The 15,233-nt window shown below is 42.9% G+C and carries 12 protein-coding genes, 12 tRNA genes and 1 rRNA gene; 17 read left to right on the top strand and 8 right to left on the bottom strand.

The window, feature by feature from the left end:
• The 14 genes from rrf to GB993_RS05430 form a co-directional block, all read left to right on the top strand.
• A 5S ribosomal RNA gene (gene rrf / locus GB993_RS05495) occupies positions 1–94 on the top strand; the annotation flags it as partial.
• Between the two features lie 7 nt (positions 95–101).
• Positions 102–174 (top strand) — tRNA-Asn (locus tag GB993_RS05490).
• 15 nt (positions 175–189) lie between these two features.
• Positions 190–281: transfer RNA gene (locus GB993_RS05485), tRNA-Ser, on the top strand.
• An 8-nt stretch (positions 282–289) separates the two neighbouring features.
• Positions 290–362: transfer RNA gene (locus tag GB993_RS05480), tRNA-Glu, on the top strand.
• Between the two features lie 12 nt (positions 363–374).
• Positions 375–447: transfer RNA gene (locus GB993_RS05475), tRNA-Val, on the top strand.
• A gap of 9 nt (positions 448–456) precedes the next feature.
• Positions 457–530 (top strand) — tRNA-Asp (locus GB993_RS05470).
• Between the two features lie 37 nt (positions 531–567).
• Positions 568–640, top strand: a tRNA-Phe gene (locus tag GB993_RS05465).
• Between the two features lie 11 nt (positions 641–651).
• Positions 652–732, top strand: a tRNA-Tyr gene (locus tag GB993_RS05460).
• A 4-nt stretch (positions 733–736) separates the two neighbouring features.
• Positions 737–807, top strand: a tRNA-Trp gene (locus GB993_RS05455).
• 17 nt (positions 808–824) lie between these two features.
• A tRNA-His gene (locus GB993_RS05450) sits at positions 825–897 on the top strand.
• An 8-nt stretch (positions 898–905) separates the two neighbouring features.
• Positions 906–977 (top strand) — tRNA-Gln (locus tag GB993_RS05445).
• Positions 978–997: 20 nt separating this feature from the next.
• Positions 998–1,068: transfer RNA gene (locus GB993_RS05440), tRNA-Cys, on the top strand.
• A 37-nt stretch (positions 1,069–1,105) separates the two neighbouring features.
• Positions 1,106–1,191 (top strand) — tRNA-Leu (locus tag GB993_RS05435).
• Positions 1,192–1,520: 329 nt separating this feature from the next.
• A complete protein-coding gene (locus GB993_RS05430; protein WP_161003375.1) occupies positions 1,521–3,200 on the top strand; it encodes an SGNH/GDSL hydrolase family protein in 1,680 nt (559 codons plus the stop codon).
• Between the two features lie 166 nt (positions 3,201–3,366).
• On the opposite strand, the gene GB993_RS05425 is transcribed toward GB993_RS05430, so the two are convergent.
• Together GB993_RS05425 and GB993_RS05420 are read right to left on the bottom strand one after the other, a co-directional pair.
• The gene (locus tag GB993_RS05425) at positions 3,367–3,657 is read right to left on the bottom strand and encodes a hypothetical protein (RefSeq protein WP_161003374.1); all 291 of its coding nucleotides are present in this window, start codon (positions 3,655–3,657) and stop codon (positions 3,367–3,369) included.
• A 273-nt stretch (positions 3,658–3,930) separates the two neighbouring features.
• Entirely contained in the window at positions 3,931–4,503 is a 573-nt protein-coding gene (locus tag GB993_RS05420; protein WP_161003373.1) for a hypothetical protein, read from the bottom strand.
• A gap of 245 nt (positions 4,504–4,748) precedes the next feature.
• Between GB993_RS05420 and GB993_RS05415 the strand changes: the two genes are divergently transcribed.
• Complete coding sequence (locus GB993_RS05415; RefSeq protein ID WP_161003372.1) at positions 4,749–5,990, top strand: aminoacyltransferase; 1,242 nt, start codon at positions 4,749–4,751, stop codon at positions 5,988–5,990.
• Positions 5,991–6,040: 50 nt separating this feature from the next.
• Here GB993_RS05415 and GB993_RS05410 read toward each other — a convergent pair whose 3' ends face one another.
• From GB993_RS05410 to GB993_RS05390, 5 genes are all read right to left on the bottom strand, one after another.
• Positions 6,041–6,835 (bottom strand): energy-coupling factor transporter transmembrane component T family protein, encoded by a 795-nt coding sequence (locus tag GB993_RS05410; protein ID WP_161003371.1) that lies wholly within the window; start codon positions 6,833–6,835, stop codon positions 6,041–6,043.
• 39 nt (positions 6,836–6,874) lie between these two features.
• Positions 6,875–7,852, bottom strand: coding sequence for a polyprenyl synthetase family protein (locus tag GB993_RS05405; protein ID WP_161003370.1), 978 nt, complete (start codon positions 7,850–7,852; stop codon positions 6,875–6,877).
• The gene (locus GB993_RS05400; RefSeq protein ID WP_161003369.1) at positions 7,849–8,409 is read right to left on the bottom strand and encodes a Gx transporter family protein; all 561 of its coding nucleotides are present in this window, start codon (positions 8,407–8,409) and stop codon (positions 7,849–7,851) included. The genes GB993_RS05405 and GB993_RS05400 overlap by 4 nt, the downstream gene beginning before the upstream one ends.
• Complete coding sequence (locus tag GB993_RS05395) at positions 8,406–8,870, bottom strand: NusG domain II-containing protein (RefSeq protein WP_017261605.1); 465 nt, start codon at positions 8,868–8,870, stop codon at positions 8,406–8,408. The genes GB993_RS05400 and GB993_RS05395 overlap by 4 nt, the downstream gene beginning before the upstream one ends.
• 423 nt (positions 8,871–9,293) lie before the next feature.
• Positions 9,294–11,213, bottom strand: a complete 1,920-nt coding sequence (locus GB993_RS05390) for an NAD(P)/FAD-dependent oxidoreductase (protein WP_161003368.1) — start codon at positions 11,211–11,213, stop codon at positions 9,294–9,296.
• A 696-nt stretch (positions 11,214–11,909) separates the two neighbouring features.
• Between GB993_RS05390 and GB993_RS05385 the strand changes: the two genes are divergently transcribed.
• The gene (locus GB993_RS05385; protein ID WP_161003367.1) at positions 11,910–12,908 is read left to right on the top strand and encodes a UbiA family prenyltransferase; all 999 of its coding nucleotides are present in this window, start codon (positions 11,910–11,912) and stop codon (positions 12,906–12,908) included.
• Positions 12,909–13,883 carry a prenyltransferase gene (locus GB993_RS05380; protein ID WP_161003366.1) on the top strand — a complete coding sequence of 325 codons (975 nt, stop codon included), beginning with the start codon at positions 12,909–12,911 and terminating at the stop codon, positions 13,881–13,883.
• Between the two features lie 136 nt (positions 13,884–14,019).
• Here GB993_RS05380 and GB993_RS05375 read toward each other — a convergent pair whose 3' ends face one another.
• On the bottom strand, positions 14,020–14,922 hold the full coding sequence (locus tag GB993_RS05375; protein WP_161003365.1) for a D-alanyl-D-alanine carboxypeptidase family protein: 903 nt from the start codon (positions 14,920–14,922) through the stop codon (positions 14,020–14,022).
• Positions 14,923–15,233 lie beyond the last annotated feature (311 nt).

Below are 15,233 nucleotides of genomic sequence, written 5' to 3'. Positions count from 1 at the left end.
TACACCCGTTCCCATGCCGAACACGGAAGTTAAGCTTCGTCGCGCCAAGAGTAGTTGGGGGATCGCTCCCTGCGAGGGTAGGTCGTCGCCATGCATATTATTCCGGCATAGCTCAGTTGGTAGAGCACCTGACTGTTAATCAGGTTGTCGACGGTTCGAGCCCGCCTGCCGGAGTTTAAAATTAAAAATGGAGAGTTGTCCGAGTTGGCCGAAGGAGCATCACTGGAAATGATGTAAGCGGGTAACAACCTGCTTCAAGGGTTCGAATCCCTTACTCTCCGTTTTATATGACCCCTTGGTCAAGTGGTTTAAGACACCGCCCTTTCACGGCGGTAACATGGGTTCGAATCCCGTAGGGGTCAATTTAATATTTTGGAAGATTAGCTCAGTTGGGAGAGCGTCTGCCTTACAAGCAGAGGGTCACAGGTTCGAGCCCTGTATCTTCCATTTAATGATGGTCCCATGGTCCAGTTGGTTAGGACGCCTGCCTGTCACGCAGGAGATCACGAGTTCGAGTCTCGTTGGGACCGTTGTTTATTGTAAATTTTTAAATACCAAATTTGGTATGGCTCGGTAGCTCAGTCGGTAGAGCAATGGATTGAAGCTCCATGTGTCGGCGGTTCGATTCCGTCCCGCGCCATTTCAGAGTATGGCGGAATAGCGAAGTGGCTAAACGCAGCGGTCTGTAAAACCGCCCCGAAAGGTTCGTTGGTTCGAATCCAACTTCCGCCATTATAGGGATATAGTTTAACGGTAGAACGTCGGTCTCCAAAACCGCCGGTGCGGGTTCGATTCCTGCTATCCCTGCTTATTTAAATATTATGGCGGTATTGGTGAAGTGGTTAACACACTGGTTTGTGGATCCAGCACGCGTGAGTTCGATTCTCACATACCGCCCTTTTTATTGGGATATAGCCAAGTGGTAAGGCAACGGACTTTGACTCCGTCATGCGCTGGTTCGAATCCAGCTATCCCAACTTTGGATTTGCTCCATTATGGTGGTATAGCCAAGTGGTAAGGCAGAGGTCTGCAAAACCTTCATCACCGGTTCAAATCCGGTTACCACCTTTCACGTCGAAGGGCGTGTAACAGAATTTCATAGCTTGCCGCTGTGGCGGAATTGGCAGACGCGCTGGACTCAAAATCCAGTTCCCTTTACCGGGAGTGTGGGTTCGACCCCCACCGGCGGCATATATGACTCCTTTGAAGGGGTCTTTTTTTATGTCTTTGAAACTATCGGATACGGTGGTTTTCCGTTAATAACATCAAAGTTCTTGTGCTTCGCCCGAACGTTTCTCCAAGCCATTGGATATTTTCCTAGAGGTAGGCGTTTCCACAACATATGAGATATGTTAATAATATAATTCAAGTTATAATATGCGAAAGATAGACATAAGTCGATTGTAATAGAAACAAAATGGCCGCATGAGCATTGACATATTCTTTTTTTCATAAATATAAATGATATCATTAGATTAAGTTGTGACATGTGTTTCTCATTAGTGAAAGATAGGAGAACTATGAAGTTTAATAAATTTTTTACTGTATCCGTTGAAATTACATTAAGTTTTCTGTTTTCTCTGTGTGTATTTTTTAACTTGAGTGTAAGCGCTTCTTTTACGGAAAATGCCAATACTCCAATTCCTGATAAAACGATTACGCGCATTGCAACATTTGGTGATTCCATTACATATGGTTTTAACGGATCTACGCGTGCTCAAAATCCCTGGCCTAATCTCGTTGGAAACGACCTACATGTTCCCGTTGATAATAGGGGTGTGAATTCCGCACGAATAACCGATATTGGCAGTGGACAAACGACATTATCTGATGAAATAAGTGGAATTAATCCTAAAGATTATTCGGATATTGTAATCTCATTGGGAGTCAATGACTTTGACGATGCTAATAGTTCAAACGGCTTTGCTAACTTAAATCAGATTGAAAGTACGTTAAAAAACCAAATTTTACGAATTAGGGACGCTAATCTAGCAATTCGAATTTTTGGCATTTTACCTATGCAAGCATGGGCGAGAACGCAGAATTTAGATGAAAAAGGACCGGCTGGTTTTAGCCAAAACGATTTAGACAACGCACTTAAATCCACTTATGAAAGCGTTCAAGTTACAGTTTTAGATTGGCGCGATAATCCCATCGTAAATGATGGAAACAGAAGCACTCTCTTAGGTGATAAGATAATCCATCCAACCCAGGATGGATATAATTTAATGGCTGCCAGAATCAGTGGTGTCATTAGTAATGAGATTAGATACACCGATCAAAATGGTAATCCATATAATGGGTTGCACACAAATGCTGATGGATCGCAAAGTTATTTTGAAAATGGTCAAAAGTTTGTAGATCATTTTTTGTGGCAGGATAATCACATGTATTATTTTAATCCTGATGGAACTATGTCCAAGAACCAATTTTATAGCAATTGGGGCAATTTATATTATTTTGATTCTAACGGTATTAGGTATACTGATCAATTCTACTATAATTGGGGACACACATATTATTTTGGGGACGGCGGTGTAAGAGCCACTAGTACGACTGAAATAATTGGTGATAATCTTTGGAGCTTTGATAACCTTGGTATTGGTACGCAATTGAAGGATCATTTTTACGATCCAAATGGGAAAATGTATTACTTTGGACCAGATGGAAAGGAATATAAAGACCAATTTTATAATAATTGGGGCAACACATATTACTTTGGTCCTGACGGTATCAGGTATACTGATCAGTTTTATTATAATTGGGGGCACACATATTATTTTGGGGACGGCGGCGTAAGAGCCACTAGTACGACTGAAATAATTGGTGATAATCTTTGGAGCTTCGATAATCTTGGTATTGGTACGCAATTGAAGGATCACTTTTTCTCTCAAAACGGGAAAATGTATTATTTCGGTCCAGATGGCAAAGAGTACAAAGATCAATTTTATAATAATTGGGGGAATACGTACTACTTTGGCCCCGATGGAGCTCGATATACGGATCAATTTTACAGTAACTGGGGCCATACCTACTATTTCGGTGATGGTGGTGTAAGATATACAAATCGCTTCTATTACAACTGGGGACACACATATTACTTTGGCGACGGCGGCGTCAGATTAGATAATCAAAATAAGTGGATTGATGGAAAACTATGGCATTTTGATAATCAAGGCATTGGAACAATTATCGGATGATTAAGTGTCTAAATACTGGAATTGGTGTAGATGTTTTGACATTGCACAGCGACTCCCCCTGGGACTTTACTGGTCTCATAATTCAAAGAGGTTCCACGACCTTTTTTTCAGTCATGGAACCTCTTTAAATATACACTTTGAAGATTTAAGAGAATGAATGTTTAAATTAGAGCTTTGCGATTTGCTGTAGAGCGAGGGAACGTGCAGACTGTAATGTGTAAGATTGCACATCCCACATGAAATATAAACAGTTTGAACTATCAATGAATAATCCAGATGATGAAATGTAGATGTCTTGTTGTTTTAAGAAGCCCAAAAATTGATCAGCTAATTTCATGTCATACCAGAAGTATTCTAATTCAGGATGCTGAATAGACGTTGTAAATTTCGATAAACGCAGTGTTTCAATCAATTTCTTGTTTTTGACAAAATTTGCCGCAGTTTTAGTATCTGACATGTCTTTCCCTTTTTTAATACATTCAATTGACGTCATTAGTCTACACCTATGTACGTTTGGTTCAAAATGGTTTTACAATGAGGGTAGTAATATTATTACTTCATTAACAGGTGAAAATATTAGCACAACAATTGGAATGTTTATTTCATTAGTGGCATTTGCTTTCGCAATTGTCGTTTTCAACGGGTTGTTGGGCTAATTAAATTAGTCCGCTGAATAAAATAGTGTAACACAAAGGCGTCTCAAATTTGAGACGCCTTTGTGTTCTGAACTTTAATTTGCTGGGTTTCCTAATGCGGGGTACTGTTGATATAGCTGGCGCCACAGGTAACCAGGATCGGTCCCGTAAGGATTAGACATGGTTTTGTCAAACGCCTGTGCTAGTGTACCGGAAGGAATTTGATTTACGGCATTGGCATTAGCGCCGACACTGATTAAAGCCTGACGTACATATGCTTCTGAGTATCCGCGCCAAGGATCATTTGCAGTTGTGGCGTTAGATTGACTAGCACTAGCTGCTGTTGAGGAGTTAGCACTTGATGTTGCATTACTGCTAGTTGTGGCTTGTGATTGAGAAACTGAAGCAGTTGATTGGTCTGCTTCAATTGAAGAACTGGCCTCACTAGATAAACTTGAGCTACTTTCTTCTACAGAACTTGCGTTAGATGAAGCCGATGCAGAACTGCTGGAAGATGAGCTGTTTTCTGTGTCACTGGATTTTTTTTGCTCTGTTTTTACATGGCTGCTACTGGAAGCCTTGGTAGATTGGCTATTATTGCTGCAGGCGGCCAATGTGATTGTGCTAAGCAGTGCAAAGCCAATTAATGAAATGCGCTTTTTAATCATGAAATTTACCCCTTTCGTTTGTAACAATACACGATTGCTAAAACGATGAATGTGTAAGACAAGAACTCTATTAATATTATCATGCAAGTTGTAAGAGAGGTAAAGCTTGTTTACTATAATGCAGTAACAACTTAATGATTGCACTAAGAGTGGTAAAAAACGCATTGTTAGTGTATGTGAAGCACATGGCAATGCTATAATACTTACAGAAATCTAGTTGAAGTGGGGCAATTATTATCACAATCATGAATTTTAAAGAACTCGATAAAGATACTTATTACGCTTTTGAGCAACAGCATCCACAAGGCAGTTACACGCAAACACCAGAGCAAAAAGAAGTGCTGAGTCGGCGTAACATTGACGCGACATATGTTGGGGTAACCAACGAACACGGGCAGGTGGTCGCGGCGGCCTTATTGACGTCCGAAAAATTACGGATGGGTTATTTGTTTGAAGTCAACGGCGGACCGATGATGGATTATGGCAACGCAGAGCTGGTTAAAGTAATGACAGACGGGATGGTTAATTATGCCAAGCAACATCATGGTTTGGTATTGCGCTGGTTGCCAAACGTGATCAGTCGTGAATTTGATGATGATGGCAAGGTCATTGCTACACCTAATCAAGATGCCATTGCAAACTTAACGGCGGCGGGCTTTAGTCACACAGCCGTCAAACCTGGTTATTCCACGATCGAACTGGGTTATCAGTTTGTTAAAAAGATGACTGGAATCACGGCGGATAATGTGGTGGCCAGTTATCAGAAAGATGCCCAGTATGCGTTGAAGAAAACGAAACAATTTGGCATTAAATTGCGTCAGTTGGATTATGATGAGCTGCCACAATTTAAACAATATACCGAGGCCACAGCGAAACGGCTGAACTTTAACGATAAAACGTTGGATTATTATCAGGCGACCTACAAAGCATATGGCGACAAAGTTCAGTTTATCGTTGCTGAACTGAATTTCGACACGTATATTGCTAATCAGCAAAAACAGGCCGACAAGTTACAAGAACGGGTTGACGGCTTGGATGCTAAGTTAAAGGATAAGCCAAATAACAAGCATATCAAGAGTCAGCGGCGTGAACTGAGTGACCAAATCAGCCAGCATGAAAAGCGGATTAAAGAGGCTGAAGGCTTTAAACGTGAGGATGGTCAGTCGACCATTTTATCTGGGGGGATGTTCTTTATCCAGCCACAGGAAATTGCCTACATGTTCAGTTTCACGAATGAAGAATTTAAGAACTTCTACGCCCCTTACATGGTCCAGAATCATATGATTCATGTTGCAATTGAAAACCATGTACCGTTATATAATTTCTACGGTGTGTCTGGCATGTTTGACGGATCCGATGGTGTGCTTGGGTTCAAACAGTCATTTACTGGTGTGACACAGGAGATGCTGGGCGCGTTCACCAAACCAGTCAAGCCGTTCCAATATCGATTATATGAATGGCTGAAGAAAGTCACAGGTAGGAAATAAAGATTTAAAAATGGATTTAACACAATTTGTCGTTGTGTTAAATCCATTTTTTATCGCATTAAGATTAATAGTCCAGTCAAGATCAGCAGAATAAGGACAAACGCACCATCGCGCTCATGAAATTGCTGAATTCGAAACTTAGTTCGGTTGGCTGTTCCAGAGTAACCACGGGCTTCCATCGCGGTGCCTAACTCGTCCGCTCGACGAAAACTAGTCACCAATTGAGGAATTAACAGGGGGATGAGAGCTTGCATTTGTTGAAAGACATTGCCCTCGCCAAATTCGACGCCGCGTGAACGTTGCGCGGCCATTAATTGACTGGTTTCATCCATGAGATTAGGGACAAACCTGAGTGCCAAAGCAAGCATGAGTGCCACTTCGTCTACTGGAAAATGAAACCAGCGCAAGGGGCGCAACAATGATGCTACGGCATCTGCCAATGCTAATGGGGCAGTGGTCAGCGTCAGCAGTGTTGAGACAAACACAATAAAGACGAAACGAAGGAACACGTAAAGCCCATTTTGAAGTCCAGTTTGTGAAATGATCAGCCAGCCCCATTGCCAATAAACAGTGCCGCCATGAGTGAACAATAGCTGCATGGCAACTGTAAAGATAATGAGCCAAAACATTGGTCGTAGACCCCTGAAAAAGAAGCGCAGGCTGAGTCGGGCGCACAACACACCAATCAGAACAAAACTGTATAGCAACAAATTCGTTTGCCAGTTGTCAGCTAGAAAAATGATTAAGATGAGGTATAATGTTGTTAACAGTTTGACTCGCGGATCTAGTCGATGAATGATGCTGGTTCCGGGAATAAAGCGACCTAACAGAAGGGCGTTACTCATGTATCGTGCGCCTCCCTTCATCGGAAAGTAACAATTCTGCTAGGATTGACGATTTAACAATGAACTGGTGAGCTGTGACAAGATGGCGCGAACGGGCATGTCCGGCAATTTCTCAATAGCGGTTAATGCAGTGTCGGTGTAATCTTTGGCTAGCTCTTGTGCCTTAACAACACCACCGTGGTCACGAACGAGTTGATCAACTGCTTTAGCGTCATCGTCCGTCATTTTTAGCCGTTTGCTAAGGTATGGTGCAAAGGCATCGGGCGCTTCACGTAAGGCGAGAATCAGGGGTGCTGAGTAAACACCTTGGCGCATGTCTTCCTGGACAGGTTTGCCAAACTGACTGCTGCTGGCTGTGTAATCGAGGATGTCATCCAACAACTGGAAAGCAACTCCAATGTTGAGACCAATCGTTTGAGCATTGCGGGAAAAGCGTAGGCTGTTGCCAGATTCATACGCACCGAGAAAAGTACTGAGCGCGAATAATTGACCTGTCTTGCCGGAAACTTGGTTTAGGTATTGGTCGATGGTGATAGCCATGTTATACCGCGTGGACATTTGTGCTAACTCACCGTTTAAAATGGCTTCCATGTGTTTGCCATCCTGTTGCACGCTGCGCAGATCACTGGCATAACCGGCCAACAGTTTGAAGCAGACGGTAAAAAGGTAGTCACCCGCATAGACGGCGGTATCTTTACCAAACGTTGCTTGAATAGACGGTAGTCCACGACGCATGTCAGATTCATCAATAATATCGTCGTGAATTAGCGTTGCAGTGTGTAAGGTTTCGACAGCAGCGGCCAATGCAATTATCTTGTGACGATCCGTTTGCTTAAATTGTGAAAACAAGAGGCAGTACGCCGGACGTAACATTTTACCGCCGGCGTTAATCATGTCTAAAATAGCGTCTCTTACCGGGACGTTATTGGTGGTAATGTTCTGATCAATTAAAGTTAGCACCTGTTCAAGTTCCGTTTGGAGAGCCGGGTACTCACGCCACATTGGGTGAATTTTCATGATTGGTTCCTCTCTAGTGAGTGTTGATGGTTGTACCGAAGTCGACTCAATGTGTCGACATGTTCAAATAAAAAGTTTGCGGTAATACCAATCGCAATTCCGGCAAGAATACCGATAACCGCTAGAATTGGTAGGTAGAGCATGACGGTCCAGCTTTGTGCGACCAAACTGGCAACGGCTAGTTGACCGACATTAAATAAAATTCCGCCACTGGCCGAAATGCCAATCATGCTGACCCGTTTCTCACCGAGCTGCTTGATTAACAGCATGCCCAGCCAAGATAGGAGGGCACCAGCTGCACTATACATAAAGGTGGCCACGGTACCACCAAGCAATGTTGTCAGCAACAAACGCATACTCATGAGTAAAAAGCTGTCGCCAACAGGCATTGTGAATAATGAAACCAGGGTAATAATGTTTGAAAGGCCTAATTTTGCGCCTGGTGCGAATGCAAACGGAAACGGGATCATTCGTTCAAGTAAACCGATAATTACGCCCTGAGCGCACAAGAGGGCAATGTAGATGTACTGTCGTGTTCTTGATGACTGAACATTCATGGTTTAACAAGTCCTCCCGTAGAGTTGCTGTGTGTGGCACCATTTGAACTCTTCACTTCTACCAACACTTTGTGCGGTAGACAAACGATGGTTTGACCAGGTTTGCTGATGGCTGAGTGGTGAACACAAATTTGATCGGGACAGTTGGCATCACTGATTTGAATACGATTATCAGTAACCAACGTGTCGTTATAGGCACCGTGACCCATGGTGAAATGATAACGTGTTTTACCTTGATGCCCAGTTAGCCGAATCCGTTTAAGTACGTGACCATTGTGGGAAACCACAGCGGTATACACTTCGTGACTTTTGGCCGTTGTTTGAGCGGCTGCTTGATGATGTTGGCTAGTGGTGAAGACCATCAGGGGGATGAAGGATCCGATAATCAGTAGGGTCACGATGATGATGTCAAATGGGCGGATCATTTTCAAATACCGTTTGACTGTGGGAGAAAGCTTCACGTAATCACACTTTCTTTCATTATAGAAACTGTTACATATTTACCTATAGTAGTTGGACGCCTGCCGTTACTTCGGTCAGAGATGCCGTTCCATGGGACCGGTTTGAGCCCTGAAAAGCGGTCTCGCACCTCGACTTTGAGCCCCAACCCCGGTCTCAAAGCTCGTCCAGCACCACTGAGTAGCAAAGAACGCTACCTAGTGGTGCTATCACGGAACTCTATCTCTGACCGAATCCACTACTTTGAGGCATATCAATTAATCAGTAGCATCAAACCGAAAACTGGGTTAGTGGGACTAAAAAGTAGGGACATATTTTTCATAACGCGCTCTCAAGTCGGACTTGATCACGCTTACTTTTCAAAAAAGAGCCCTAGGGCAAGTCTACCCTAGAACTCTACCACTGACAATATAAGCTATGAATGATTACTTCATGACATCGCTGCCATACAAGGCTTTCGGAGTTCCATATCGCCACTTGCCGAAGACCCGTTGTAGGTAAGGCACTACCCACTTGTCGAGGCCAAATGCACGACCGGAACCGTTCATGCAGGCAATTGCGACGAAGAAGATCCACAGGTTAACCCAGTAGAACATGCCGCTAAGACTGAAGACAACAACCATGGCTGCTGAAGCAGCTGACATCACCCAAGTGAACAAACCGAGAACCAAACAAACCCCAATAAAGATTTCAATAATGGTCATAAATTTTTGCATGAAGAAGGCAGTTTGTTGGTTTGGAACAAATACTTGAGTTACAGCCTGGAACCAGTGTGGCATCTTTGAGAAGACCATCTGTGGATCATGACCGTAATCATAGGAGAGAGAGAACATTGTTGGATTTGCAGTAGCTGTGGTACTTGCCGCACCACTTGCACCGCTAGCTGCACTGGTAGCCGCAGCACCGCCACCACCGGATCCAGCAGCACTAGCACCACTAGTTGTCGCAGGCTTTAACCATGCGAATGGTAACCGCAACTTAGGCAAGAACCATGAGCCTTTGCCCTGAATCTTTGGCCAAATATCAACCAACCACATCATGCCTAAGAAAATCCGTGCAGGAACAGTCCACAGTACGTTACCTTGACGCGAAATGTGACCACGGAAGAGGTTGCGGTTATGACGGGTCCGGAAGAACTCGTGCATACAGTACTGGAAGAGGTAGTAGGCTGAGTAAACTTGAATGAAGTAGAGGATATTAACCAAATGCTTCATTAAAATGGCCCAGAAGTTAGATAGGTGAATCTTACCCATCAAGTTGGCAACCCCATATTGAGAACCTAGGGAAACCATGAACCCTGAATAGTTTGGCTTGAATTCGACTAATGGTTTGCCATCCTCTGTGTTAATGATGTTGGAAACAGCAGCTTGAGCTGTTTCTTCAGCACCTTGGACAATTTGTGGCTGACCTTTACCGGAACCGTCTTCATCAAGTAAGGACACGTCACCAACAACGAAGATGTTTGGATCTTCTGATTGAGTGTACTTATTAACCTTGATTCGGCCGGCACGTCCTTGCTCCAAACCGAAGTTGGCGGCTTGATCCGTTGCTTTAACACCGGCAGTCCAAATTAACGTGCAAGTTGGGAAGGTTGAGCCATCTTTGAGGTCAACGTGATCTTCATGGACACCGACAACACCGGTGTTCTTCATGATCTTGATACCTCGTTTGGTCATGTAACGTTCTGCTTTATCGGCATCGCGGCGGTCCAACATGTTCATGATGGTTGGCGCCATTTCCATCAGGGTAAACTTGATTTCAGTTGGATCAAGTTTGTTATCCTTGGCCAATTGGTCACGCCAGTCACGCATTTCACCAATCGTTTCAGTACCAGTGAACCCGGAACCAACGACAACAAACGACAGTAATGCTTTACGTTTGTCTGGATCGGTTTCGATAGCACCAGCACGAACAGATTTTTCAATGTGCTCTTTAAGGGCTACGGCTTGTTCCCAAGAACCAAGGGTGAACCCATGTTCCTTAACGCCAGGTGTACCGAAGTCGTTTGGCTGTGACCCAATGCCTAAGATGACATAGTCGTAATCAAACGAACCGTGTTCCGTAACAACTTTTTTATCGGTTCGGTTAATTGACTTAACCGTATCCGTCACTAACTTAACGTTCTTACGACGGCAGAACAAACGCTGTAAATCGTACTGAATAGCGGTAGCATCCACCCGGTTGGCGGCAATTTCATGTAACTCCGTCATATAGGTGAAGTATGAGTGCTTATCGATCAGCGTGATCTTAACGTTGGAATCTTTTTTGAAATGCTTGGCCAGATGCTTGGTGGCGTAAACGCCAGCGAAGCCGGCACCGACGACAACAATATTCTTTTGGGCCATTTCCAACAACTCCTCTGAGATAATATAAAAGTTATAAATAAGTGCATTAGGTAGATTGCAAATTTGATCCGAATTTTTTGACAAATTAGTCAGCATCACTTGGTAAGGTGTTTGCCAGTTAAGTACTTTAAGGGGGCGTTGGTTTCAGCTCCTAAAAAATGGGTTTGTGGTAAACACCATTTTAAAGGAAGCTGATCTTTTTTGTCCGAACAGCGTTCGGATTAATTTTACAATCTACCATTAACTATGAAATAATTATAGCGTTTACATTCGTCGATTGTCTAGCTCTTCAGGAAGATATTCACAAAAAAATGTTCTTTGTTGTACGCAATCTTGTTAATTAACGAAATCGCTTCCACTTTTGATAAAGCAGGAATAATTAGGATTGATTATTTGTTGCATTTTTTTGCGCAAATATGAAAAATCGCAACTTACGTAATGTTTTTCACAATCTAGATTTAAAGTGCTTAATTTCGGAGATGTCGAGGGACTTTCAAAAGTTATCCGAGAACAGACAGTCAGCCACAATTGTCTCTAAAAAAGGTAAAGCTCTTACTGAAAACGTTTTTACCGTTATTGGTAAAGAAACCGAGTTTCCGATATTATAGAAGAGAATCGTTGTGACCGTTGCAAAAGATTGAGATGGAATGAAAGGTCGTTCTGGTTTTGCAACGGGACGAAGTTTAGGGGGAAGCTATGGGATTATCATCTTTCGGCGAATTGGTGGCGTTGCGAACAAAGCTCGCCAGTATTTTGCCGTTTCTAGTGGGTGTTCTTTTTGCCGTCAATTTGGGATACGACATAAATTGGGCGAATACAATTATTTTGTTTTTCGTGACATTGACGCTGGCGATGGCGACTACTGGTATCAGTAATTTAGTGGCCTACAACAAGTCACAAGGATCAGTGAGCGAACAGTCGCAAACAGTTATTGGCAAACGTCGGCTACCACTGTTATTGGTTCAACTCGTGCTCGTGGTGATGTTGACAGTGGCCACCTGTCTTGGTATCTGGCTAGCTTGGCGAACTAACTTAATGCTTTTACTGTTAGGAATAGTTGGGTTGGGCATCGCCATCTTTTACACGATTGGTCCCGTGCCATTGTCCCGTTTACCACTGGGCGAAGTATTCGTGGGTGGTTCATTGGGATTATTGCTACCGTTCACGGCTGTCTATGTAAATGTGCCATCACAGAAACTGATTGGTATTATTCTGCACTGGCCGGGGATGCTTGTTATGGGCAATTTGTGGTCGTTAATTGCTGTTGTGTTGCTTTGCTTACCGTTAATGGCGACGACGGCTAATTTAATGTTTGCAGAAAACATTGTTGGGTTACGTGATCAGACGATTGATGAAGATAAACATACCTTGCCTGAGTATTTGGGGCAGCGGTGGAGTTTAATTATTTACCGCAGTTTCCTCGTTATTGGGTTTCTCGGTATTATCATCGGCATGGCGACAGGAATGCTATCTTGGTGGTTAGCGGTCATGCTGATAGCAGTTCCAGCCGTGGTACTCAACGACCGTCATTTTAAACAAATGGTTGAGGGAAAAACAACATCGACTGCTGATGATACAACGACATCAGCACATAAAGGTTTGCTTCAAAATGAGTTACGGCCAGCAATCAGTAATCTCCTTTGGGTCAATGGATCATTACTATTGGGCTTGATTTTGGAAATGGTGGTGCAATAAATGAAAACAGATTATAAACCGTTAACGTGGCCACTGTTTTTGGAGCTTATTCGTTTGCCAGCCAAAACAGCCAGTTTGCTGCCGTTTTTATTAGGGACATCGTACGCATATTACGCCTATGGTCAATTTAACTGGCTGAACACGCTGATTTATTTTATTGTACAAATGAGTATTGCGTTTTTCGTGACGGGTTTTAACAATGTTCAGGATTATTACAAAGCCAAAGATTTGGCTTACCGTGGTCGGGATAACATTTTAGGCCGGGAACATTTGAACCCACATCACATGATGGCGCTAATGATGGTGTTTTTAATCATTGCATGTAGCATGGGGATCCTGCTGATAATCCGGACAAACTTAGTGTTGCTCTTTATCGGTGGGTTAGCCATTTTGATTGCAATCACATACACGGCTGGGCCAGTGCCATTATCACGAATGCCATTAGGAGAACTATTAAGTGGTTTATGTGAAGGTTTCGGTACAATCTTTATTGCAGCTTACGTTAACATGCCAAAGCAATTGCCGATCGCGATGTATTTTGATGGCTGGCACTTTGTCATTACTGCCAATCTGGCCGTGATTCTGACATTGTTCGTGATTGCTTTGCCAATTGTGATTTTAGACGGTGGGGTTATGTATGCCGACAACATTTGTGACCTGCAACAAGATATGAAAAACCAACGTTTTACGTTACCTTATTATTTGGGAAAACAACGGGCCGTAAAACTTTATCCGTTCGTGCCTGGAATGGCATTTGTCTTTGTACTTATTGGAATCTTGCTTGGCTGGTTACCGTGGTTAATGATCGTTGTGTTCGGTTTGATTCCAGTTGTGATTCGAAATACGAAGGCCTTTCTCGCGGTTCAAGATAAAGGTAAAACGTTTATTACTGCGATTCAGAATTTGTTAAGCGTTGCTTCTTTGGAAGTTGCTGTATTAGTAGCAATGGATATAATCAGATTATTAAAGTCCTAATCAACTAATTGGCATTGCCAAATCGCTATTTTTCAGTAAAAGTGATCTTAAAAAACACGTCCGTTTTTCAATGCTTGCAGCCAAGGATTGAAAAGCGGACGTGTTTTAATTGTATGTGCCAATTGATACTAAAAAGTTACTGGACGATCTTTTGGAATGATGTCGTAAACAATTGATGAGTAATTTGAAAGACCTGATCCTTGTTGGCATAATCGGCGCCCAAAACAACGGTGATTACTCGATGGTGATGCTTTTTGGCTGTGCCAACAAAACAATTGCCTGCACCTTCTGAAGATCCGGTTTTTAATCCATCAACAGGTGTGTCGTCAAAGTGGTCCGGCTGCGTCGGCAACATTCGATTTTCAGTTGGAAATGAGCCTAAGAGATTGAAATTTACCCGTGGTTCACTTGCAATACTCAATAACTGATCACCGTAGTGACTTAAGGTCTGTCTAGCGACTGTAGCAACGTCTTTGGCACTCATCTTATTTTCCGCGTCTTCAGGTGTGCCATTGACGCGTAAATCGCCAATCAAGTCATTGTTTAGACCAGTCACGTTAACAAGTTGGTAATGTTTCAGATGCCACACGTGTGCCTGATGGTTTATTTGCTTAACGGCTTTTTCTTGGCTCCCAAACATCTTTTGAGCAAGTAATAATACGGAGCTATTGGCTGAATGAATGAGTGATGTGTATAACAAGTCGCGAACCGAATACTTTTTGCCAGCCTGGAGCGGCACATTGGCGAGTCTTGAATCTTGAGATAGGCTGGCAATATTTTCTGGTGCTGTAACTGTATCCGTTAGCTTAAGTTTTCCTTGGTGGATCTTTTGCAAGGCAAAATAAACCGTAAAAAGTTTAGAAATGGACGCAATTGGGCGAACGGTTGACGCATTTTCTTCCTGGTATACATGACCGGTTTTAGCATCAAGGGCCAGCTTAGATACTGGCATTGCATCTGCATGGACTGGCGTTGCTGGAGAGACAATCACGCCGCTCAAACCCGACAGACATAGTAGTATTAGCAAACAGCGTTTCATAATCGTTGCGACCTCCGTAATTGCTGATAACGTTGAACGACTAGAATGATGAGTGTAACGACTAACATGATTAAAATAAAGGTAGGCGAGACACTAGGCCAGTGAAAAAGGGTGGCTAACAAATCATAAAATAAGTATAGCAATAACATCATCACGAGAGAAAGTAGACAGTTATACAACCGCTGATACTTTTTGGAAAAACTTTTAATTTGAGGTAGATTGTAAAATTAATCCGAACGCTGTTCGGACAAAAAAGATCAGCTTCCTTTAAAATGGTGTTTACCACAAACCCATTTTTTAGGAGCTGATCT

The organism is Furfurilactobacillus milii (assembly GCF_009864005.1).
Taxonomy (GTDB): Bacteria; Bacillota; Bacilli; order Lactobacillales; family Lactobacillaceae; genus Furfurilactobacillus; species Furfurilactobacillus rossiae_B.
This window is presented reverse-complemented; position numbering and strand designations above follow the sequence as displayed.

Coding starts and splice junctions, on each gene's coding strand:
- GB993_RS05430 (WP_161003375.1), top strand. CDS start 1,521: ATGAAGTTTAATAAATTTTTTACTGTATCCGTTGAAATTACATTAAGT.
- GB993_RS05425 (WP_161003374.1), bottom strand. CDS start 3,657: ATGTCAGATACTAAAACTGCGGCAAATTTTGTCAAAAACAAGAAATTG.
- GB993_RS05420 (WP_161003373.1), bottom strand. CDS start 4,503: ATGATTAAAAAGCGCATTTCATTAATTGGCTTTGCACTGCTTAGCACA.
- GB993_RS05415 (WP_161003372.1), top strand. CDS start 4,749: ATGAATTTTAAAGAACTCGATAAAGATACTTATTACGCTTTTGAGCAA.
- GB993_RS05410 (WP_161003371.1), bottom strand. CDS start 6,835: ATGAGTAACGCCCTTCTGTTAGGTCGCTTTATTCCCGGAACCAGCATC.
- GB993_RS05405 (WP_161003370.1), bottom strand. CDS start 7,852: ATGAAAATTCACCCAATGTGGCGTGAGTACCCGGCTCTCCAAACGGAA.
- GB993_RS05400 (WP_161003369.1), bottom strand. CDS start 8,409: ATGAATGTTCAGTCATCAAGAACACGACAGTACATCTACATTGCCCTC.
- GB993_RS05390 (WP_161003368.1), bottom strand. CDS start 11,213: ATGGCCCAAAAGAATATTGTTGTCGTCGGTGCCGGCTTCGCTGGCGTT.
- GB993_RS05385 (WP_161003367.1), top strand. CDS start 11,910: ATGGGATTATCATCTTTCGGCGAATTGGTGGCGTTGCGAACAAAGCTC.
- GB993_RS05380 (WP_161003366.1), top strand. CDS start 12,909: ATGAAAACAGATTATAAACCGTTAACGTGGCCACTGTTTTTGGAGCTT.
- GB993_RS05375 (WP_161003365.1), bottom strand. CDS start 14,922: ATGAAACGCTGTTTGCTAATACTACTATGTCTGTCGGGTTTGAGCGGC.